At 59.4% G+C, this 20815-nt stretch carries 23 protein-coding genes; 7 read left to right on the forward strand and 16 right to left on the reverse strand.

What is annotated here, in order from left to right; all coding sequences use genetic code 11:
- The 4 genes from AC1DVE_RS15255 to AC1DVE_RS15270 all read left to right on the forward strand — a co-directional run.
- Window positions 1–1497 (forward strand): DUF2345 domain-containing protein (locus tag AC1DVE_RS15255; protein ID WP_477784013.1); only part of this gene is annotated, 1497 nt, incomplete at its 5' end.
- 32 nt (window positions 1498–1529) lie between these two features.
- Window positions 1530–4169 (forward strand): hypothetical protein, encoded by a 2640-nt coding sequence (locus AC1DVE_RS15260; RefSeq protein ID WP_477784014.1) that lies wholly within the window; start codon window positions 1530–1532, stop codon window positions 4167–4169.
- On the forward strand, window positions 4166–4585 hold the full coding sequence (locus AC1DVE_RS15265) for a hypothetical protein (protein ID WP_223456814.1): 420 nt from the start codon (window positions 4166–4168) through the stop codon (window positions 4583–4585). The genes AC1DVE_RS15260 and AC1DVE_RS15265 overlap by 4 nt, the downstream gene beginning before the upstream one ends.
- Window positions 4586–4690: 105 nt before the next feature.
- Window positions 4691–5047: an EF-hand domain-containing protein gene (locus tag AC1DVE_RS15270; protein ID WP_477784015.1), complete on the forward strand. Its 357-nt coding sequence runs from the start codon at window positions 4691–4693 to the stop codon at window positions 5045–5047.
- On the opposite strand, the gene AC1DVE_RS15275 is transcribed toward AC1DVE_RS15270, so the two are convergent.
- From AC1DVE_RS15275 to AC1DVE_RS15295, 5 genes are all read right to left on the reverse strand, one after another.
- Complete coding sequence (locus tag AC1DVE_RS15275; protein ID WP_223533546.1) at window positions 5037–5282, reverse strand: hypothetical protein; 246 nt, start codon at window positions 5280–5282, stop codon at window positions 5037–5039. The two genes, AC1DVE_RS15270 and AC1DVE_RS15275, sit on opposite strands and share 11 nt — an antisense overlap.
- A gap of 17 nt (window positions 5283–5299) precedes the next feature.
- The gene (locus AC1DVE_RS15280; RefSeq protein WP_223533545.1) at window positions 5300–6646 is read right to left on the reverse strand and encodes a glutamine synthetase family protein; all 1347 of its coding nucleotides are present in this window, start codon (window positions 6644–6646) and stop codon (window positions 5300–5302) included.
- Between the two features lie 20 nt (window positions 6647–6666).
- Entirely contained in the window at window positions 6667–7221 is a 555-nt protein-coding gene (locus tag AC1DVE_RS15285; RefSeq protein ID WP_223458565.1) for a helix-turn-helix domain-containing protein, read from the reverse strand.
- Between the two features lie 25 nt (window positions 7222–7246).
- Window positions 7247–8536: an NAD(P)/FAD-dependent oxidoreductase gene (locus tag AC1DVE_RS15290; RefSeq protein WP_223543372.1), complete on the reverse strand. Its 1290-nt coding sequence runs from the start codon at window positions 8534–8536 to the stop codon at window positions 7247–7249.
- A gap of 136 nt (window positions 8537–8672) precedes the next feature.
- Window positions 8673–9875: an NAD(P)/FAD-dependent oxidoreductase gene (locus AC1DVE_RS15295; RefSeq protein WP_223543373.1), complete on the reverse strand. Its 1203-nt coding sequence runs from the start codon at window positions 9873–9875 to the stop codon at window positions 8673–8675.
- A 310-nt stretch (window positions 9876–10185) separates the two neighbouring features.
- Here AC1DVE_RS15295 and AC1DVE_RS15300 point away from each other — a divergent pair, with 310 nt between their 5' ends.
- Window positions 10186–10746: an RrF2 family transcriptional regulator gene (locus tag AC1DVE_RS15300; protein WP_223543374.1), complete on the forward strand. Its 561-nt coding sequence runs from the start codon at window positions 10186–10188 to the stop codon at window positions 10744–10746.
- Window positions 10747–10847: 101 nt separating this feature from the next.
- Here the strand turns inward: AC1DVE_RS15300 and AC1DVE_RS15305 are convergent, their stop codons facing one another.
- Window positions 10848–11183, reverse strand: coding sequence for a hypothetical protein (locus AC1DVE_RS15305; protein WP_223458558.1), 336 nt, complete (start codon window positions 11181–11183; stop codon window positions 10848–10850).
- Window positions 11184–11488: 305 nt separating this feature from the next.
- Here AC1DVE_RS15305 and AC1DVE_RS15310 point away from each other — a divergent pair, with 305 nt between their 5' ends.
- Complete coding sequence (locus AC1DVE_RS15310) at window positions 11489–11728, forward strand: hypothetical protein (RefSeq protein ID WP_223458556.1); 240 nt, start codon at window positions 11489–11491, stop codon at window positions 11726–11728.
- A 13-nt stretch (window positions 11729–11741) separates the two neighbouring features.
- Window positions 11742–12092, forward strand: a complete 351-nt coding sequence (osmE, locus tag AC1DVE_RS15315; protein WP_223458554.1) for an osmotically-inducible lipoprotein OsmE — start codon at window positions 11742–11744, stop codon at window positions 12090–12092.
- Between the two features lie 51 nt (window positions 12093–12143).
- On the opposite strand, the gene AC1DVE_RS15320 is transcribed toward osmE, so the two are convergent.
- From AC1DVE_RS15320 to AC1DVE_RS15365, 10 genes are all read right to left on the reverse strand, one after another.
- Complete coding sequence (locus AC1DVE_RS15320) at window positions 12144–12344, reverse strand: SPOR domain-containing protein (protein WP_223458552.1); 201 nt, start codon at window positions 12342–12344, stop codon at window positions 12144–12146.
- A gap of 117 nt (window positions 12345–12461) precedes the next feature.
- On the reverse strand, window positions 12462–13160 hold the full coding sequence (locus AC1DVE_RS15325; protein ID WP_223458549.1) for an alpha/beta hydrolase: 699 nt from the start codon (window positions 13158–13160) through the stop codon (window positions 12462–12464).
- 42 nt (window positions 13161–13202) lie between these two features.
- Window positions 13203–13976 carry a 1,6-dihydroxycyclohexa-2,4-diene-1-carboxylate dehydrogenase gene (locus AC1DVE_RS15330; RefSeq protein ID WP_223533544.1) on the reverse strand — a complete coding sequence of 258 codons (774 nt, stop codon included), beginning with the start codon at window positions 13974–13976 and terminating at the stop codon, window positions 13203–13205.
- Between the two features lie 24 nt (window positions 13977–14000).
- On the reverse strand, window positions 14001–15014 hold the full coding sequence (gene benC / locus AC1DVE_RS15335) for a benzoate 1,2-dioxygenase electron transfer component BenC (RefSeq protein WP_223533543.1): 1014 nt from the start codon (window positions 15012–15014) through the stop codon (window positions 14001–14003).
- 10 nt (window positions 15015–15024) lie between these two features.
- Entirely contained in the window at window positions 15025–15513 is a 489-nt protein-coding gene (benB, locus tag AC1DVE_RS15340; protein WP_223533542.1) for a benzoate 1,2-dioxygenase small subunit, read from the reverse strand.
- Window positions 15510–16874, reverse strand: a complete 1365-nt coding sequence (gene benA, locus AC1DVE_RS15345) for a benzoate 1,2-dioxygenase large subunit (RefSeq protein WP_223533541.1) — start codon at window positions 16872–16874, stop codon at window positions 15510–15512. The genes benB and benA overlap by 4 nt, the downstream gene beginning before the upstream one ends.
- 295 nt (window positions 16875–17169) lie before the next feature.
- On the reverse strand, window positions 17170–18129 hold the full coding sequence (locus tag AC1DVE_RS15350) for an AraC family transcriptional regulator (protein ID WP_477784016.1): 960 nt from the start codon (window positions 18127–18129) through the stop codon (window positions 17170–17172).
- Window positions 18130–18325: 196 nt separating this feature from the next.
- Window positions 18326–19255: a catechol 1,2-dioxygenase gene (catA, locus tag AC1DVE_RS15355; RefSeq protein ID WP_223533540.1), complete on the reverse strand. Its 930-nt coding sequence runs from the start codon at window positions 19253–19255 to the stop codon at window positions 18326–18328.
- A 52-nt stretch (window positions 19256–19307) separates the two neighbouring features.
- The gene (catC, locus tag AC1DVE_RS15360; protein ID WP_060541777.1) at window positions 19308–19598 is read right to left on the reverse strand and encodes a muconolactone Delta-isomerase; all 291 of its coding nucleotides are present in this window, start codon (window positions 19596–19598) and stop codon (window positions 19308–19310) included.
- Window positions 19599–19608: 10 nt separating this feature from the next.
- Window positions 19609–20748 carry a muconate cycloisomerase family protein gene (locus AC1DVE_RS15365; protein WP_056723540.1) on the reverse strand — a complete coding sequence of 380 codons (1140 nt, stop codon included), beginning with the start codon at window positions 20746–20748 and terminating at the stop codon, window positions 19609–19611.
- Between the last annotated feature and the right edge of the window lie 67 nt (window positions 20749–20815).

A 20815-nucleotide genomic window follows, 5' to 3' on the forward strand; every position in this document is an offset into this window, starting at 1 on the left:
CGCGACGAAGACCTGCAAAGCGAAAGCGGCTTTTTCTACGCGCGCCTGCGCCACGAACGCTACCTCAACAACCAGACCCACCTCAGCGGCACCAGCAGCAGCGCCACCCTGGCCACGGGTCAGGTCCTGACCATCAGCGGCGACGCCCCCAAGGCCTTCACCCCCCGGGTGGTGATCACAAAGATCACCACCCGCGCCGCCCGCGACCGCAGCCTGACCTGCGATTTCGAAGCCATGCCCTACGCCTTGCGCCTGTGCTTTCGCCCACCCTTGCTAGCCAAACCGCAAATCGCCGGCACCCTCCCGGCACGCGTCACCCACCCCCAGAGCAACCCGCTGTACACCGAAATCGACATGCAAGGGCGCTACCGGGTCAAGTTTCTCTTCGACCGCGACACCTGGCCCGCCGGCCGCGAAAGCAAATGGCTGCGCCAGGCCCGCGCCTACGCCGGCGACACCTACGGCCTGCACCTGCCGCTGATCGCCGGCACCGAAGTGGCCATCGCCTTCGAACAGGGCGACCCGGACAAACCCTACATCGCCCACGCCCTGCACGACGACCAGCACCCCGACCTGGTGACCCAGCGCAACGACCACCGCAACGTGCTGCGTACGCCGGCCAACAACAAGTTGCGCCTGGATGACACGCGGGGGCAGGAGCACATCAAGCTCAGTACCGAGTATGGCGGCAAGAGTCAGCTCAATCTGGGGCATCTGGTGGATGGCCAGCGGAAGAAGCGGGGGGAAGGGTTTGAGTTGCGTACGGATGACTGGGGCGCCATCAGAGGCGGCAAGGGCCTTTTCATCAGCGCGGACAAACAGGAGAAAGCCAAGGGTGCGCAACTCGACATGGATGCTGCCGTCGGCCGCCTGCAACAGGCCGGCAAACAACTGCAACAACTGTCGGTCGACGCCCAAACCGCCAACGCCGATCCGGCCGACGTCGCGGCACAACTGAACCTGTTGCGCCAGGACCTCGAACAACTCAAATCCCAGGTCCTGCTGCTCAGCGCCCCGCAAGGCATCGCCCTGACCAGCGGCCAGCACCTGCAACTGGCCGCCGAGAAAAACCTGATGCTCAACGCCGGCGGTGAAGCCGACCTCAGCGTGGTCAAGCGCCTGTTCGTCGGCGTCGGCCAGGGCCTGAGCCTGTTCGTGCGCAAGCTCGGCATCAAGCTGATCGCCAACCAAGGCCCGGTGAGCGTGCAGGCGCAGAACGATCGCCTGGAACTGATCGCCCAGCATGGTCTGAACATCACCAGCACCGAAGACGAAATCCACATCACTGCAAAGAAAAAAATCGTCCTCAACGGCGGCGGCAGCTACCTCACTCTGGAAGCGAGTGGCATCGAATCGGGTACGGCCGGCGATCACAAGGTGAAGTCGGCGCACTTCGAGTACAGCGGTGCAGCCAAACAAATACTCGAAATACCACAGCTATCCCCATTGACCGAGCACGACCACGAGTCCCTGGGGCTTACGGATTTCTCTGGCTGACCCCTATGCCACTCAAGGAGTGAAAACACATCATGCGCGATTTACTTGTTTGGTTTTTTGGGACTCAGGCGTTTGACCGCCACCCACAATCAGAGGTCCCCGTTACTCCCGCCCAGCCACGACCGACTCAAGCAGCCCCACCGCCAGAACCAGAGAGCGAAGCACTGCAACCGTTGAAAAACTGGAGCCATCCGTTCAAGGACAAGCGCGATCCGCTGCGGCAGCTGACCCACATGGCAAACGCAGCCGCGGGCTACTACCCCCTGGGTCGAAACGGCCTCTGGCACGGCGGCGTGCATTTTGACAGCGGCACTGCCGGCCCCCTGGATCAATCCAGCGTGCATTGCCTGGCCGATGGAGAAGTGGTGGCCTACCGCATCGACACCCATTCGCCGACCACGCCCTACATCGTCAACAAACAGTCCGTAGAGAAGCCGTTCTCGCGCAACTTCGTGCTGGTGCGCCACCGCCTTCAGCCGCCGAAAATCGAAGGCAGCCCGGACACCCCACCCAGCCTGACGTTCTACAGCTTGTACATGCACCTGCGGGATTGGGCGAGTTATAAAGCAGACGCTGCGCTGCAACGTCCGGCCTTTTGGCCAGAACGTAATCTGCGAGTCAGAGCGGACGTCTCCAACACTCGCGTAGGCACCTCGACACCCAAAGGGTTGATAGTGCTCACCAAGCCGGCTGAAGGCGGTCATATGCTTGACCTCGACCTGCTGCCACCCGGCACGCCGGTGGTGGTCAGTGGCGAGGGCAAGTACCGCAAGCTGGAACACTCCCGGGGCCCGGCTTCACTGTGTAACGCCGACGGCTCTCTGCAAGGCTATGTTGCCTTCCGCAACCTGGAACATGTCAGTGGCGCGACCTATCGGGTCAGTTCTTCCGGTGACCACATGAATGTTCGGTCCCGCTTCGATCTCAACGGTCGTGATTTGCTCATATTGAGGCAAGGAACAGAAATCACCATCAGTGGTGAAGGCGAGTTTCGCAAGCTGGAAAGCATCAGCCAATACGTGCTGGCCGCGTCGTTGCAAGGTGAGCCGGCAGCGTTGACGGATCAGGTGGTGGTGCTCGACCAGCCGGTGCCAATCAAGGCCGGGAATCTGATAGGCCATATCGGTCAATATCACGAATGCCGTGCCGAGTACCCGGAAGAGAAACTGCACCTGGAAGTGTTCAGTGGCGATGACGTCGATATTTTCATCGAGGCCAGTCGTGCCTGGGCTCAGCGCCTGCCAGATAAAGACAAGACCTGGCTGAAGCTGGCCAAGGGCACGGCCGTGGTGACTCATGAAGACAATGCCACTGCCGCCCGCCTGCAGATGGCGAGTGCCTCCAGCCCACTCAGCACCGCCGACCTGTTGCTCCCCAAAAATGTGCTGGATGCTCTGCCGGCCGACCGAAAAATCCAGGTGCCGGCCAGCCCGAGCCACAACGCCCGCACCTGGTATCGCCTAGACGGGCTGCTACACGACGCGGACAACAACCTGCTCGACGGCTGGGTGCGCGAAGAAGTCGGTGTCACACCATGGCTCAGCCCATGGTCCTGGGAAGGCTACGACATCATCTACGACTACGGCACGCCTCGACATGCCCTCGCCTCGTTCTTCAGCAACATCCGCCASTTCAACGAAACGCAACTCGAACGCTACCGCCCCATGGCCGACGCTGAAGACAAGGGACCGGTCAAGAGCCGACTGTTCGACATCATCGACCGCAACCGCGACGGCAAAATGACCGCCGAGGAACTACAGGCGGCCATCCGCCTGCCGGCCCATGCGCAATCGATATCGCAACTGATCATTCACAAGGAAAGTGAGTGGTATCACCAGCCACAGAAGTGGGACGCGCTGGACGAGTTGCTCGGCCATAGCGGCTCGACGCCGCATTTGAACTGGTTGGCGGAGAAGCAGCGGATCAAGCAGATAAGTTGGTGGAGTGAGGTGGCGGAGAAAGTCGGGTTACCGTCATGGGGGAAGGTGTTTCACTTTCAACCGGTGGGGTTGGCGGGGAGCTTTTTCGCAATTGTTGATGATAATGACTTAAGTTGGTTAAAAGTGCCTTATGGTCAACTGACCTTTGATGTGGAAGGTAATGATATTGCAGACCCCTCGCATACGGGACATCGTTACTTTAGTCGAAAAGTGCATTGGCCAGGTGGCGCTTCGGGGATCACAATTGGACGAGGTTATGACCTTGGACAACGCCCCAACCCCCAAGCGGACCTAGTACATGTAGGAATAACTGAACCTTTCCTAAGTTGGCTCGTCGGTGCTAAAGGGTTAAAAGGTCAAGTTGCTAAAAACTACCTAGATGGTGCTAGCAACGAGATAAAAACCACGATTATATCTAGAAGACAGCAGTACGTTTTGTTTTTACCTATATATGATTTTATGAAAAATGAAGTTTTACGCATCTCTCAAAAGCCTGATGTCATCAGACTGTATGGAGAAGTAAATTGGGAGGCAACCGATGAAAAAATCAAAGACATAACGATCGACCTCATATATAGAGGGGACTACACTAGTGATTCAAGAAGAGCCTTACAGTCATTCATTGCTGAAAATGACATTGTAAACTTTTCAAAAGCTGTACGTACGCGAGAAAACTGGACTACTGTCCCGAACGATAGATTCTACAAGCGCTCTGAATATTTGGAGAATTGAAAATTAAACAATTAGTGTATATTTTTCTCCTTGCTCTTGCATCATTTCAAACTGCAAGAGCTGAGGTGAATTACTCCGCAGCATCCGAAGTAAACTCCGGAAGAATTAAAGGCACGCTGGTTCGATATATAAAGACATTCGAAGATGATTGCCTTGAAGTCGAGGTAGTGAATGCAGGCGCTAAGCTTAGCGTGCTATCAAGCATGCATTTATGTAGCTTTGAAGGTAAGCCGTTCTCAACAGGATTTGCTTATGCAGGTTTTCAAGATATAACTTTTGAAAAAGATGGCATCCACTTAACTTTAAGCATTACGCCTTTGGAACCTACGGGTGAGGAAGTAAGGGAATGCGTAATCCCAATTGCAGAGGGAAACATTAGCGATCTCCAATGCTCTAGCGCAAGGAGACTAAACTGACTTAGCGGAAGAAATAATTGAAAAAACTCGGTACTGAAGAGTTCTAATCAAAGAATTGGTAACGGGTATTGCCTCGACGGCTGGGTACGCGAAGAAGTCGGTACCTTGCCTCGGCTCAACCCCCTGGTCCCGGCCTCGTGCTACAGCAACATCCGCCACTTCAACGAAACGCAACTCGAACGCTACCGCCTCATGGCCGACGCTGAAGACAAGGGACCGGTAAAGAGCCGCCTCTTCGACATCATCGACCGCAACCGCGACGGCAAAATGACCGCCGAGGAACTGCAGGCAGCCATCCGCCTGCCGGCCCATGCGCAGTCAATTTCGCAACTGATCATCCACAAGGAAAGTGAGTGGTATCACCAGCCACAGAAGTGGAACGCGCTGGATGACTTGCTTGGCCATAGCGGTTCGACTCCGCACTTGAACTGGTTGGCGGAGAAACAGAGGATCATGAAATAGGAATCGAGAGAAAACCCGCCTGTCCGGTCGCTCGGCCGACACCCATGAAGGGGGCCATGGCGGTCTCAATTTTCAGGCAAAAAAAATCCCAGGCAGCTGATGGACGCCTGGGATTTAAAAATGCATAAACCGTGGTGGTGAACGCGGCGCGGATATTACGGAATATTTCGGCCTGTAACAAGATATTTTTATTCACTATCCAGTTACTAATCTTTCTAACCCCTTCAATATCCACATATTTTCTAGGGGCGACTACAGAAACCAGCGATACTCCCGTGCGCTGATGTCATGCAGAAATGCCAGATGATCCTGACGCTTGTTTTCGCAGTAGACGTCCACGAACTCCGCCCCCAAGCCTTCGCGCAGCGATGCATGATTTTGCATGGACTGCACCGCTTCGAGCATTTCCAGCGGAAAATCGATGCCACTACTGCGGTCTTCGTTGAGCGGTGCAATCGGCTCGCGCTCCCCTTCCAGGCCTTGCTCCAACCCCACCAGAATCGCCGCCAACGCCAGATAGGGGTTGGCATCGGCGCCCGCCAGGCGATGTTCAATGCGCAGGTTCTTGATGTCCGACTCCGGAATGCGCAAGCAGGCATCGCGATCCTCGAAGCCCCAACTGGCGCGGGACGCGACGTTCACCGTGGCGCTCAAGCGGCGCATGGCGTTGTGGTTCGGAGCAAAAATCGGCATGCAGTGCGGCAATACATCCAGGCAACCGGCCACCGCATGGCGCAGCGCCCGCTGGCCGTTCGCCGCCAGCAGGTTGTTGCCAGCCTGGTCATACAGGCTGACATGCACGTGCATGCCGCTGCCGGGGTGTTGCAAGTAAGGTTTGGCCATGAAGCTGGCGCGGTAGTTGTGCTTGAGCGCCACGCCCCGGGTACTGCGGCAGAACAGGGCCGCCCAGTCGGCGGCGCGCAGGCCGTCATCGCAATGGCCGAAGTTGATTTCGAACTGGCCCGGGCCGAGCTCGGCGGTGATCACCGTGGCATCGACGCCTTGGGCTCGCGCTGTCTCGACCATTTCATCGAGCACCGGGGCGAAGCGCGACAAGCGTTCGATGTGCATGTTCGGCTGATCATCGGCATCGCCGGTCAGCTCATCACGGGGGAACTGCGGCAAGCCGTCCTTCAAGCGACTGTCGAACAGGTAAAACTCCAGCTCGAAGGCCACCACCGGGAAAATGCCCTTGCGCTTGAGCCGGTCCAGCACCTGCGCCAGCACTTCGCGGGGTTCGAATTCAATAGGTTTTTCGGTGCCGTCGGAGGTGATCAGCATCTGGCCCAAGGGCTGCTTTTCCCAGCTCACCAGCTTCAAGGTGCCAGGCACCAAACGGCGCAGCGCATCCGGGTCACCATCGTTGAAGCAGTAATCACCGATCTTGAACAGCCCGCCCTGGGTGCCGAGCAGCACGCAGTTCTGCGGCAGCTTCAGTGCACTGCCGGCAGCGACTTTTTCCAGCATCTCGATCGGGTAGCGCTTGCCGTAGAAATGCCCCGGAATGTCCAGGGAGATCAGGTCGACGTAACGCACTTCGGGGTTGGTGTGGCGGAAATTGCGAACCTCGGCCAGCAGTTCAGAGCACACAGCATCCATCGTTTTGTTCCTTGTCGTTATCAGGTGTAAACCCAAAGCACACGGGTCAGTTGGTCGGACAGGTTGCCGTAGCGGCAGTGCGCATGGCTGGCCAGTTGAAAGCTGTCGCCGGGATGCAGGGTCACCGGGTCATTGTCGTCGAGCCACAGGGTCAACTGCCCTTCCAGGACGTAACCGCCCTGCTCGGAGCTGTCCTTCATGTGCCGGTCACCGCTGCTGGCACCAGGCTCGAGCTGGCTTTCGAGCATCGAAAAGGACGCGCGCATCTTTGGCGAGACGAGGATGTCGGTGATGCCGTCGGCGTAGTACAGCGTGCGGCGCTCGTCGGGGCGGGTGACCCAGGACAAGGCCATGGGTTTGGGCAGGCTGTAGAAATAGGTGGTCGGCACCCCCAGGGTTTCGCTGATGGCGGTCAAGTCCGCCACGGTCGGGCGCGACAGGCCGCGCTCGACCTGGGACAGAAAACCCACGGAGCGACCGATTTTGTCCGCCAGTTCCTTCAGGGTGTACTTTTTGTGTTTGCGCAGGTCCTGGATCAGGATCGCCAGCGCCGAGATTTCTTCTTGCATGTCCATCAAGAGGCTTCCAGAAAGTGTCGCTTCAAATGCTGTCGCGCAGTCGATACCAGGCCTTGCCGATGGCTTCCAGCGGCGCGGCCAGGTATTTGCCGCCGGGAAAACTGCCGTTGTTCAGGCCTTGGTACAGGGACAGCTCGTCGGGCTGACCGAGTACCGCGTCGGACACCGCCCGCGCCGCGGCCAGTGTCGGCAGCACGCCATGCCCGGAATACCCCTGCATCCAGTACAGATCGCCACGGCGGCCGATATCCGGCGTGCGTTTGAGGGTCAGGTCGATGTGGCCGCCCCAGGCAAACTCCAGCCCGACGCCGGTGAGTTGCGGGAACACGCGCTCCAGGAACGGCCGGGTCGCGGCGGCGATGTCCTTCGGCATGCCGCCCAAGTAAGTGCAACCGCCGCCGAACAACAGGCGGTTATCCGGGGTGCGCCGGAAATAATCGAGTACGAACTGGTTGTCGGTCACGCACACGTTGCTCGGCAGCAGCGCGGTGGCTTGCTCCTCGGTGAGCGGCGCAGTCGCGACCTGATAGGTCCCGACCGGCAACACGCAACTGGCCAGTTGTGGGTCGAGTCGGTCGAGGTAAGCGTTGCACGCCAGCACCAGCACATCGGCGCGAATACGACCGCGCTCGGTGGTCACCACAAACCCGTCGCCCTCCTCGCCATAGTTCAGCGCCTTGCTTTGCTCGTGGATGCGCCCACCGGCCCGCTCGATCGCTTCGGCAAGGCCCAGGGCCAGTTTCAGCGGATTCAGATGCCCGCCCTCGGGATCGAACAGGCCGGCCTGATAACGCTCGCTGGCAACCCACTGCGGCAAATCGCTGCGTTCGATAAATTGCAGTTTGTCGTGGCCCCACTTGTGGCTGGCCTCGTGTTGCCATTCGGTCAGCAGGCCTACCCGACGGGGCATCACCGAGGTCCAGAGATGACCGGCGCGGTAGTCGCAATCGAACTCATGGCGGCCGGGAAAGTCACGCAGCTCGCGTGCGGCCCAGCGCATGCCGTCCCACAAGCGCCGCGCCCGTTCGTAACCCAGCGCCGCTTCCAGCGGTGGCATGTCGCACGACCAGCCGAGAATCGCCTGGCCGCCATTACGCCCGGACGCGGCCCAGGCCACCCGGCTGGCTTCGAGCAAGGTCACGCGCTTGCCGGCCAGCGCCAGGCGCAAAGCCGTGTGCAATCCACTGAAACCGGCCCCGATGATCAGCACTTCAGTGTCTTGCTCACCTTCCAGTGCGGCTCGATCGACCAGACGATCGGCGCAGGTATGGGCGTAGTAACTGGCGACATGCCGGGTGGATTGCTGAAACATACGGCCTCATGAAATTTTGTATTTTTAATTTCATGAAAAAATACACGGTAAATTTCACACAGGCAAATGCCACGCAAAAAAAACCCGCCCAAGAAGACCTGGGCGGGAGGTTTAATCAGACGCGTCAGCGACCGTATCAGGCAATCGGGATCAACGGATCCGCTGCGGCCCACGCGGTGTCGCGGTTCGCTGCTGGCGGGTAGATCCATTGGGTGTTGATCTGGGTTTTCAGCGACTTGGCTTCCTCCTTGACCAACTTGACCTGACGATCCCAACCCTCGGTGTACACCGCGCCCCAGGCCCCGAGGTCCAGGCAGGTCACGTATTTCGGCTGGCTGTACGGCGTCGGGTCCACACCGAGGATCTGTGCCGCCACGTTATTGCCGGCGTGACGCCCCAGGACAATGGCGTGCTGGCAGGTCATCAAGGCGTGGTTGCCGATCTCGTCACTGGCCGCGTAGGCGACATCGCCGGTGGCGAAGATGTCGTCCTGGCCAATGACTTTCAGGTGTGCGTCGACATGCAGACGCCCCAGGTGATCGCGCTCGGCCGGAATCTGCTCGGTCAGGGAGCTCGCGCGAACGCCGGTGGTCCAGACCACGGTGTTTGCGTCGATTCGAGCACCGTCGGACAGGGTCACGCCGTTGGCATCGACCGACACAACCGAGGCTTTCAAGTGCCATTTCACGCCGGTTGCCAGGCTGGCCTCGACGATCGATTCGGCGATTTCCTCACCCATCGAACCGCCAATTCTATCGCCGCGGTCAACGATGATCACATCGATGTCGGCACGGTCGCCGAGGATGGCCCGCAGGCGGCTCGGCATTTCAGTCGCCGTTTCGATCCCGGTGAAACCGCCACCGGCTACCACCACGGTGTTGCGCGCCTTGCTTTCGGGCTGATTGGCCAGCGCCTTGAGGTGGTTTTCCAGATGCACGGCCTGTTCGATCTGATCGACGTCGAACGCATGTTCGGCCACGCCCGGAGTGTTCGGCGAAGCCAGGCGACTGCCGGTGGCCAGAACGAGTTTGTCGTAGCTGCAGACTTGCCGGGCACCTGTGGCATCGACATAGCCGACCTGTTTTTGCTCGACGTCGATGGTCTGCACCGCGCCCTGGATGAACTTGACCCCTACGGCATCGAACAAGTCGCCAATCGGCGCGGCCAGTTGGTAGGCGTTCGGCTCATAGAAGCGCGGACGCACACGCAGTTCGGCCTGAGGAGCCAGCACGGTCACTTCAACGTCGTTGTGGCCGTGAATGTCGAACAGGCGCGTGGCACTCAAAGCGGTCCACATGCCACCGAAACCTGCGCCGATTACCAGAATGTGCTGCTTCATTTTTGACTCCTGGGGGATAACCAAGTGTTGAAAATCGTTGAGTGCGTTACGGACCGCCGCCGGGTTGTACCCGGATAAGTGCCTGCCACTCCTATCGAATAACTACGACTCTATTAATCCAAGTTAAATCCTGCAACAGGTTTTTACCGATGGTGACCATCGAAAACCCTGATCCATCACCTGAACACCCTGTATTCAGCGCATCAGAAGATGCGTTCGCTGTCATGAAAAAAGATTGAACGAGGAGGGATTCGTTGCCTGACTTGCTTTCGGCTGCTAGAATTTGCGACTAACTCAGTCGGAGATCTGCATGTCTCTTTACAGCGCGGGTGTCGAGTACGGCATCCACTGCCTGCTTTTCCTGGTGGGCAATGGCGGCGACTCGCGCGAAGCGAGCGTGCGCGACCTTGCCGATCTGCAAGGCGTCCCCCAGGACTATCTGGCGAAAATCTTCACCAAGCTGGCCAAGGCCAATCTGGTGGTCGCCACCGAAGGCGTGCGCGGCGGCTTCAAGCTGGCCCGGCCCGCTGACGAAATCACCTTGCTGGATATCGTCAATGCCATCGACGGCCGCAAGTCGATTTTCGATTGCCGGGAGATCCGTGGCCGTTGCGCAGTGTTTGACGGCACCCCGCCGGAATGGGCATTGGACGGACTGTGCGCGATCAATGGTGCGATGATGGTTGCGCAGAAACGCATGGAAGAAGCCCTCGCCCAACAAACCATCCTCGACATCGCCAGGAAATTCGGGCGCAAGGCCCCGCCGGAGTTCGGCGTCAAAGTGGAAAGCTGGATGAACGAGCGTCGGGAACGTAAAAGTGCTGCCCAGGCGAGCGAGCAAATCATCCCGACTACCAACCTTGTAGACTGATCCACACAAAAAAAAACCGGATGCACGCCAGGCATCCGGTTTTTTCTCAATTGAGTCGAAAAACGGTCGGCGACCGATTTTCACTGTCCCGCGCTTACAACTTACAAACAGTCGTGCACGATTTTGCGCAGGTCGCCAGATTTGGCCCAAGGTGGCCCCTGATACAGTGAAATCTGGCTGCCGTCCTTGTACTTCACGATATCCAGTACTTCGTCGGCCGTGATCACACTCGGCGCAGTGATGCGAAATCCGTTGGATATCGAAACCTGGGTCGTATTCGCTACTTCCTTTTGCCAGGCAGGCAAAACACACGCCGCATACTCTTTTGGCACCTTCGCGCTGTGCTTGCTGACATTCGGCTCGCCCGGTACCAGTGAAGCGGGCAACGAACACCCGGCCAGCAATGCCAGCACGACTCCCCCCATCAACATCCGCATGCTGCTTCCTTAAATTAGAAAAAAGAGAATGTAGCTCGCCGTCGTCCCTACATCCATCCCCAACGATTCGGCGACTTTCATTGATATCACTTTGCCCGGTTAGTTCCTTGCGTTCAGATAAGGCATCCATCTTTCGCAGGCTCCATGCGGCCATTGCATGACTCGCTCCCATTGCGGCCCGATGAGTTGATGAGCCGATATCAGTTTTTTCCCGACCAAAGGAAACCCCGCTGAATCAGACAAACACAACATCCGGCACGCAAAACAGGTCTAAAATTCCGGAGTGAGGAGTTCAGGAGGTCATCATGTGGCTTAACGAATCGGAACAGGAACTTCGGCGTGATCTGCAAGGGCTTGCGTCAGATTTGCGCTGGTCGGCCGTGGAGCTGTTGCGCATCGAGCAGCAATTGCGCCTGCTCGGCAACGACATCGACGCGCAAGCCGTTCAGAAACTGTGTTCTTTGTTTCAGGGAGATGAAGCAAAACTGTCCGGCTACGCCGAGGAAGTGAAAGCCAAGGTCATTAGCCGCAACAAGACTCAATAGCGGGAGCGCTGCCATGAACAGGCCTCTATTCACGCTGGTCGTCGTACTGACCGCGTTGGCAGGCTGCAGCACCAACTCGATCTACCAGGATCAGCCGCTGGTCGCGAAAGTCGACACCGGCATGACCCAGGAGCAAGTCCGGCAAATCGGCGGCCAGCCGCTGGCGATCAGCGATCGTAGCGTCGAACCCGGTACGTGCTTTGACTACAAACTGACTCAGTCCGGCCATCAACAAACGTTCAATGTCAGCTTTGACGGCCGGGGCATGGTCGACCACAAAAGCTTCATGACCTGCGCGGAATGGAGCCACACGCAACAAAAGGCCCGGGAACCCTCCCGCCCCAGCGGAGGCGGCGGCTACTAGCGTCGTTGCATCATGAAAAAGCCCCGGAGAACCGGGGCTTCGGGCCTGATTTCATTTTGTTTGAAGGCTGCCCGCAGGCCTGCCAGCACGCGCCCTGTAGCCGGGCAGCGACGCGGCAAACGCCAGTGCTTCTTCCCGACTGGCAAACGAGCCCAGCCGGTCGCCCTGGGTGCACACCCGCCAGGGGCCGTTGTTGACGCTGAGTACGTCGTAACCGTTCATGTGCATTTTGTTCAGCATCGGAACGCTCATAGTCACCTCCTCTTGGGCAGTGATCTCAGGTTGACTTGCTTACCTTACACCCACCCTTGTCCAAAATACCGACCAGACGTCGCCATGGAAACTCCCCACTCCGGTTGCATGTGGACCCTAGCCTTGGGTCAACGCCGTCGCTGCCCTGTCGATCAATGCCGCCACTTCGGCGGGCATCGACGCCAAGGACGCATGGCTGGCATTCAAGGTCAGAATTTCCCGGGCGTTGAGTCGCGCGGCCATCCATTGCTGGTTCTGTGGCGCGATCATCCGGTCTGCGGTCGAGATCTGATACCACGATGGCTTGTTCTTCCAGGCCACCGTGCCAATGGTGTCGCCGAAGGTACTCGCCAGCGGCGCTTTCTGGGTGAGGCCCATGACGATCCCTTCAGTCGCCGGTAGGTCCTGACAGAAGCTCTCGTGGTAGAGCTCAGGCTTGACCCACAGGTAACCGTCGCTATCCGGCGTCAGGTTAGCCGCTGCCGCAGGCAGGTGCCGTTGCGTGATGCCTCCGGGACTTTCACCAATGTCCGGCGCGAAAGCGGCGATGTACACCAGGCCCACCACATTCGGCTGGTCGCCAGCTTCGGTAATCACCGCGCCACCATAGGAATGCCCCACCAGCAGCACCGGACCGGGCACCTGGGCGACCATCTTGCGCGTGCGTTCGGCATCCTCGGCCAAGGACGTCAGCGGTAACTCGACAGCACGAATGTGCGTGTCGCCCCGGCTGAGCAATTTGACGATGACCTTGTTCCAGTGGGCAGCGCCGCCCCAAAAACCATGGACCAGCACGATCGTGGGTTTGTCACTCATCACCATGACTCCGTTTGCGGATGGGATTGTCTGTCGCTCGCCTCAGCCCTGATCGCCACCGCCCACGGGCATGACCATGCCGGTGATATAGGACGCATCGTCGCTGGCCAGAAACAGAATAGCCCCCGCCTGCTCATCCAGGGTGCCGTAGCGTTTCATCAGACTGCTGTCGAGGGTCTGGTCGACGATCTGCTGGTACCAGAGTTTTTCCTGCTCACTCTGCTCGGCACCGTTGCGGGGTATGCGTCGCGGCGGTGCTTCGGTGCCGCCAGGCGCCGTGGCGTTGACCCGCACGCCGCGACCGGCGGTTTCAAACGCCAGACAAGCGGTCAAGGCATTGACCCCTCCCTTTGCCGCACCGTAGGGCACGCGGTTGAGGCTGCGGGTGGCGATGGAAGATACGTTGACGATCGCACCACTGCCCTGCTCCAGCATGAACGGCAGCGCGGCATGGCAACACCACAAGGTCGGGAACAGCGAACGGCGAACCTCGGCCTCGATCTGCGACGCTTCATAGTGCTCGAACGGCTTGGCCCAGATCGTGCCGCCGACGTTATTGACCAGCACATCAAGGCGACCGAAGCGCTCGACGGCGGTTTGCATCACCCGACTGCATTCCTCGTATTGTTCAAGGTCGGCGGTCAGGGCCAGTACCTGGGTGGTTGACGCCAACTGTTGCTGGACTTCGAACACCAGTTCGGAGCGATCCACCAGGATCAGCTTCGCCCCTTCGGCGGCCATACGCTCGGCCACCCGTCGCCCGATGCCTTGGGCAGCGCCGGTGATCAGGGCGACTTTTTCGTGAAATCTGTTCATCTCTGTCTCCCACAACAACGCGACTCACGCCGCACTGGCGGCGAATTTTTCGAAGTAAAAGTTGGCAGGCGCGATGCCTTGTTCGCGAATGAACTGGCTGACGGCCTCGACCATCGGCGGCGGGCCGCACAAGTAGACGTCGACGTCGCCATCGTTCAAATGCTTTGGCTCGATGTGCTGGGTCACGTAGCCCCTGAGCGGGTGTTGGCTCTCGGGGCTGGCGACGCAGGCGCTGAAGGTGAAGTTGGGGATGCGCGCGGCAAAGGCTTCGAGGCGGTCGATTTCCACCAGGTCGAAATCGTGGGTCACGCCGTAGATCAGATGCAGCGGATGATCGCTGCCCTGCTCGGCGATCTTCTCCAGCATCGCAGTGAACGGCGCCAGCCCGGTACCACCGGCCAGCAGCAACAGCGGCCGACGGATGTCACGCAGATAGAAACTGCCCAAGGGACCTGCCAGGCTCATGCAGTCGCCGGCCTTGGCCATGCCGGTCAGGAAGCTGCTCATCAAGCCACCCGGCACGTTGCGGATCAGGAAGCTGACCTCGCCGTCGCGCTGCAACGAGCTGAACGAGTAGGCGCGGGTCTGCTCGCTGCCGGGAATGCCCAGGTTCACATATTGCCCCGGCAGGAACGCCAGCTTGCTCAGGGAATCGCCCTTGATCGACAGCGCGATGGTGCTGTCGGACAACTGGCGCACGGCGCTGATGGTCGCGTCGTAGCTGGCCTGACGGGTACGGCAGACCTCAGAGGACGTCGGTACGCGCACCACGCAATCGCTCTGCGCACGCATCTGGCAGGTCAGGACAAAACCCTGTGCGGCCTCTTCAGGGCTGAGGGCGTCTTCGATGTATTCCTCACCCAGATCGTAGGTGCCGGCTTCGGCAAAACACTTGCAGGTACCGCAAGCGCCGTCGCGGCAGTCCAGCGGGATGTTGATGCCCTGGCGGTACGCGGCATCGGCCACGGTTTCGCCGGCGTTGGCGTCGATGAACCGGGTGACGCCGTCTTCAAAATTGAACGCAATGGAATGGGTCATGACGGCAGTCTCACAAGTGGTAGACATCGATGACCTGGCGAACGTAGTCGTTCTTCAGGATCACTTTCTTGGCCTTGATCAGCGGATTTTCACCGCGAATATCGAGGGTGTAGAAACTGCTGCCGAAATAGCTGTCGACGGTCTTGTAGCGAAAACTCAGGGTGTGCCAGTTGAAGCGCACCTTGCACAGTCCGTCGCTCTGTTCGAGCAGCTCGATGTTGCTGATGTTGTGGGAGGTGCGGGTGTCCGGCACGCTGGCGCTGGAGCGCTCGGTCTTGATGCGGAAGATGCGGTCTTCCAGGCCCGTGCGGTTGCCGTACCAGATCAGCGAGATTTCCCGCTGCGGGTCCTCGGTCAATTCGTCGTTGTCGTCCCAGGACGGCATCCAGTACGTCGCGTCGGGGGCGTACATTTCCAGCCATTCGTCCCACTGGCGGTCATCGAGGTAGCGTGCTTCGCGAAAGAGGAAATCGCGCACTGCTTCATAGGAAATGGTCATTGCACGTCCTCCACGGCGATCAACTTCGACTGCTCGGCCGCCAGGGCCTTGAGCATGGTCTGCTGCCAGTACTTGTGTTGCAGCACGAACAGGCCCTCGTCTTCGGTGCGCACGCCACTGAGCAGCGGATGCAGGTCGATTTCCTTGGCTGCCTCGTCGGCACCTTCAATCCAGTGTTCGGCGCCACGGGACATGTCGTTCCAGGTGGTGACGCTGCCCTGGTAACTGGTCTGGCAGGAGCGGAACTCTTCCAGATCGTCGGGCGTAGCCATGCCGCTGACGTTGAAGAAATCCTCGTACTGACGAATCCGGCTCGAACGGGCGTGATCGCTTTCGCCTTTGGGGGCGATGCAGTAGATGGTGATTTCCGTGCGGTTGACCGAGATCGGCCGGGCGATGCGGATCTGCGAGCTGAACTGGTCCATCAGGTACACGTTCGGGTACAGGCACAGGTTGCGCGAGTTCTCGATCATCCAGTCGGCGCGGGCCTTGCCAAAGTCTTGCGCCAGCTCATCGCGACGCTCGTACAGTGGACGGTCCTCGGGGTTTGCCCAACGGGTCCAGAGCAGCATGTGGCCCTTGTCGAAGGAATAGAAACCGCCGCCCTGCTTGGCCCAGCTGCCGGCGCTCATGGTCGGGTTGGTGTCACCCGCTTCACGCTGTTTGCGCTGGTTCTGGGTGGCCGCGTAGTTCCAGTGCACGGAGCTGACGTGGTAGCCGTCGGCACCGTTTTCGGCGGTGAGTTTCCAGTTGCCTTCGTAGATGTAGCTGGAGGAGCCGCGCAGCACTTCCAGGCCATCGGCGGACTGGTCGACGATCATGTCGATGATCTTCGCCGACTCGCCCAGGTGCTCGACCAGTGGCAGCACATCGGCTTTCAGGCTGCCGAACAGGAAGCCGCGATAGGACTCGAAACGCGCAACCTTGGTCAGGTCATGGGAGCCTTCGCAGTTGAAGCTCGCCGGGTAGCCAGCGTTGGCCGGATCCTTGACCTTGAGCAGCTTGCCGGAGTTGTTGAAGGTCCAGCCGTGGAACGGGCAGGTGTATGAGCTCTTGTTGCCGGACTTGTGTCGGCACAGGGTCGCGCCGCGGTGACTACAGGCATTGATGAAGGCGTTGAGTACACCGTCCTTGTTACGCGCGATGAAGATCGACTGGCGCCCCATGGTGGTGGTGTAGAAATCGTTGATGTTGGGGATCTGGCTTTCGTGGGCCAGGTAGAGCCAGTTGCCCTCGAAGATGTGTTCCATCTCCAGGTCGAACAACCGGGGGTCGGTGAACATCTCGCGTTTGCAGCGATAGAGGCCCTGCTCGGGATCGTCTTCAAGCAGGGAATGCACGTATTCGGGTCGCAGGGTCATGGCCGCCGCCTCCATTGTTATTGTTCAGGCAGGGGTCATGCTAGGACGAGGGGGCAGGCTGGAATATCCGCGGGGTGCAGACCTTTATCCGTTTTGTGCAGGGGTTTGGCGTTGTGTCAGGGCGACATCAATGTTGAATGTACGGGCCTCTTCGCGGGCAAGCCCGCTCCCACAGTGATTTGGGTTGAACGCAAAACTTGTGTCCAGCCACTAAACCTGTGGGAGCGGGCTTGCTCCGGGCGGCGCTCCGACGAAGGCGTCGGGTCAGGCGACATGAATGTTGGAAGTGTCGGCCTCAATGCCGGCGCTTGAGGGTATCGGATGGCAATTCGCCGAACTGCTTGCGGTAGCTGTCGGAGAACCGCCCCAGGTGCAGGAAGCCGTAATCCATCGCCACTTCGGTGACGTTGCGCACGTTGCAGGTCGGGTCACTGAGACAGGCGTTGATGCGTTCCAGGCGTTTCTGGCGCAGGTAGTTTTTCGGCGTAAGGCCGGCATTGCGCTCGAACAGTCCGTACAACGAGCGCAGGCTCATGTGCGCCTGGCGCGCCAGTGCTTCGCTGTCGATGTCCTGCTTGAGGTTATTGGCGATGTAATCGGCAATCGCCTCGAACGTGGCCGTCTGCGAGCCCAGTTCGAGGCGGCAGACATTGGTTTTCATCAGGCTGAGCATCTTGCTGACGATGATCTGCGTGTAATGCTCCTGCACCCTGGGGATCTGCTCGGTGGATTCGGCCTCCTGGCAGATCATCGCCAACAGGTTGACGAAACCTTCCAGTTCATTGAGCTGATAACGGTTTTCCAGAAACCGCACGCCCTGCCCCGGATAGCGCCAGCGCTGCTCATCGCAGACCGATTCAAACAAGCGGGTCGGGACTTTGAGGATGAATTTTTCGCAATCGTCAGAGTACGTCAGGTCCACCGGATCATCAGGATTGATCAACAGCAGCTCGCCGGGGGCGAAGTAATGTTCCTGGCCGTGGCCGCGCCACAGGCAATTGCCGCGCAGCAGCACTTGCAGGTGATAAATGCTGTCCAGCGCACCGGATGTCACGCGCACACTGGCGCCGTAGCTGATGCGGCACAGGTCGAGGCTGGCGAACTTGCGATGATCAAGGCTGGCCAGCGGGCTGCCGGCTCGGGGCATGAGAATGCAGTGGTTACCGACGTGCTGATTGACGTAGCCCGACACCGCATAAGGGTCGGCCTGGTCGAATACTCTGCTGCGCTGACTCAACAGTTGAGCTTGCATCATCGGGTCACTCTCATTGTTGTTATAGGTTGCGTCGGGCCATTCTAGAACACTGCATCAGTCGCTTGAGGTTTTCCAGACAGTTAACCAAAACCCCTTGTGGGAGCGAGCCTGCTCGCGAAAGCGGAGTGTCAGTCAACATTGAAGTTGAAGCTGACTCCGTCTTCGCGAGCAGGCTCGCTCCCACATGGATTTGTTATCAGTCCTCCAGTGCGCGGACCCGCTCGTGGCGCTGCTGTTCTTCAGGCTGGGCCGACGACTGCAGGGTGAAATCGAACTCGATTTCGGCAAAGCGACCGCTCACACCATGGGCCGCCGCGCGCTGCTGATCATCGCTGAAGGTGATTTTGGCGATCAGCTCGTCACGGGTGGCGTAGGCGAAATCGTCATGCAGGTACTTTTCGCCATCCAGATTGATCTGGGTAGTCAGGTGGCGATGATCCGGCGCGGAAATGAAGAAGTGCACGTGCGCCGGGCGCTGGCCATGACGGCCCAGTTGATCGAGCAGTTGCTGGGTCGGACCATCCGGTGGGCAACCGTAGCCCGACGGCACGATGCTGCGGAAACGGTAGCGGCCTTCGGCGTCGGTAACGATGCGGCGACGCAGGTTGAATTCCGACTGGGCGGTGTCGAAGTACGAGTAGGTACCACCGGTATTGGCATGCCAGACGTCTACCACGGCGCCGGCCAAAGGTTCGCCAGCGGTGTTGAACACGCGGCCTTGCATGAACAGGGTCACACCCGGATCGACGCCGTCATCCAGACGCGCTTCGCCAACCGACAGCGGCGCACCGGCCACGTACAGTGGGCCTTCGATGGTGCGCGGGGTGCCGCCGGACTTGCCGGCCTGCTCGTCTTCGGCGTCCATCAACAGGTCGAGGTAGTGCTCCAGACCGAGACCAGCCACCACCAGCCCGGCTTCCTGGCGAGCGCCCAGCACGTTGAGGTAGTTGACGGCTTTCCAGAACTCTTCCGGGGTAACGGCCAGGTCTTCGATGATGTTTACCGAATCACGCAGGATGCGGTAGACCAATGCCTTGGTCCGTGGGTCGCCAGCGTCGTTGTGCAGGCCGCTGGCCTCTTCGAGAAATTTCTGGACTTCGGCAGTGTGGGAAATCTTGACGTTCATTCTGGGTTCCTCATCTTGTAATTATTAGGGTAGCGCGCTGAACAGGCTGGGCTCAGCGGTCATCGTCACGGATGGAAGAAGGATGCCGGCACAGCGCGTCGATCTCGATGGCCATGTACGGAAACAGTGGCAATTGCATCAGCAGGTCATGCAGTTCCTGAACGCTGTCGACATCGAACACGCTGTAGTTGGCGTAGTGCCCGGCGATGCGCCACAGGTGGCGCCACTTGCCCTGCTCCTGCAGGCGCTGGGCCAGGGCTTTCTCGTCAGCCTTGAGTTTGGCGGCTGCCTCCGGGTTCATGTCGACCGGCAGGTTCACGGTCATTTTTACGTGGAACAGCATAATGCTCTCCTCAGGCTTGATGAATGGTCTTGTCGCGGCGGAAGAACGCCAGGCGCTCCTCATCCAGGCTCAGGCCCAGACCCGGGGTGTTCGGCACGTGCAGTTCAAAATCGCGGTACACCAGCGGTTCGCTGAGAATGTCTTCGGTCAGCAGCAACGGGCCGAACAGCTCGGTGTCCCACGCCAGTTTGTTCAGGGTGACGAAGGCATGGGCCGAGGCCATGGTGCCCAGGCCACCTTCAAGCATGGTGCCGCCGTACAGGGCGATACCGGCCGCTTCAGCGATAGAGGCGGTGCGCAATACAGCACGTGGGCCACCGTTCTTGGCGATCTTCAGGGCGAACACCGAAGCCGCGCCTTCGCGGGCCAGGTTGAACGCATCTTCCACGCATTCGATGGATTCGTCGGCCATGATCGGCGCCGGGCTCATCGCATTCAGGCGAGCCATGCCAGCGCGGTTGTTGCGCGAGATCGGCTGTTCGATCAGGTCGATGCCGTTGGTGCCGAGGATCCGGCAGGCCCGCAGTGCCACCGCTTCATCCCAGGCCTGATTGACGTCGACCCGCACGCTGGCACGGTCACCCAGGGCTTTCTTGATGGCGATGACGTGAGCCAGGTCGCGGTTGACCTCCCCGGCGCCGATCTTCAGTTTGAAGATGCGGTGGCGGCGCAGGTCGAGCATTTTTTCCGCTTCGGCGATGTCCTTCTCGGTATCGCCACTGGCCAGGGTCCAGGCCACGGGCAGCGCGTCGCGAACACGGCCGCCGAGCAACTCGCTGACCGGCAGGCCGAGGCGTTTGCCCAAGGCATCGAGCAATGCGGTTTCGATACCGGATTTGGCGAAGGTGTTGCCGCGTATGCTGCGCTCCAGGCGCAACATGGCAGCATTGACGTTGTTGCTGTCCTGGCCGATCAACAGCGGTGCGAAGTGCGTGTCGATGTTGGTCTTGATGCTGTCCGGGCTTTCATTGCCGTAGGCCAGGCCACCGATGGTGGTGGATTCGCCGATGCCTTCGATGCCGTCGGCGCAACGCACGCGAATGATCACCAGGGTCTGGTTCTGCATGGTGTGCATCGCCAGCTTGTGCGGGCGGATGGTCGGCAGATCGACGATGATCGTCTCGATCGATTCAATGGCTGTTGCAAGCATTTCGATACCCGTCAGGTTCTTGAAGTTCTGGAATCGATTCTCGTACGGCTTTTTTCCCGATGCCAAT

It is taken from the genome of Pseudomonas sp. P4_B4, from assembly GCF_056402255.1.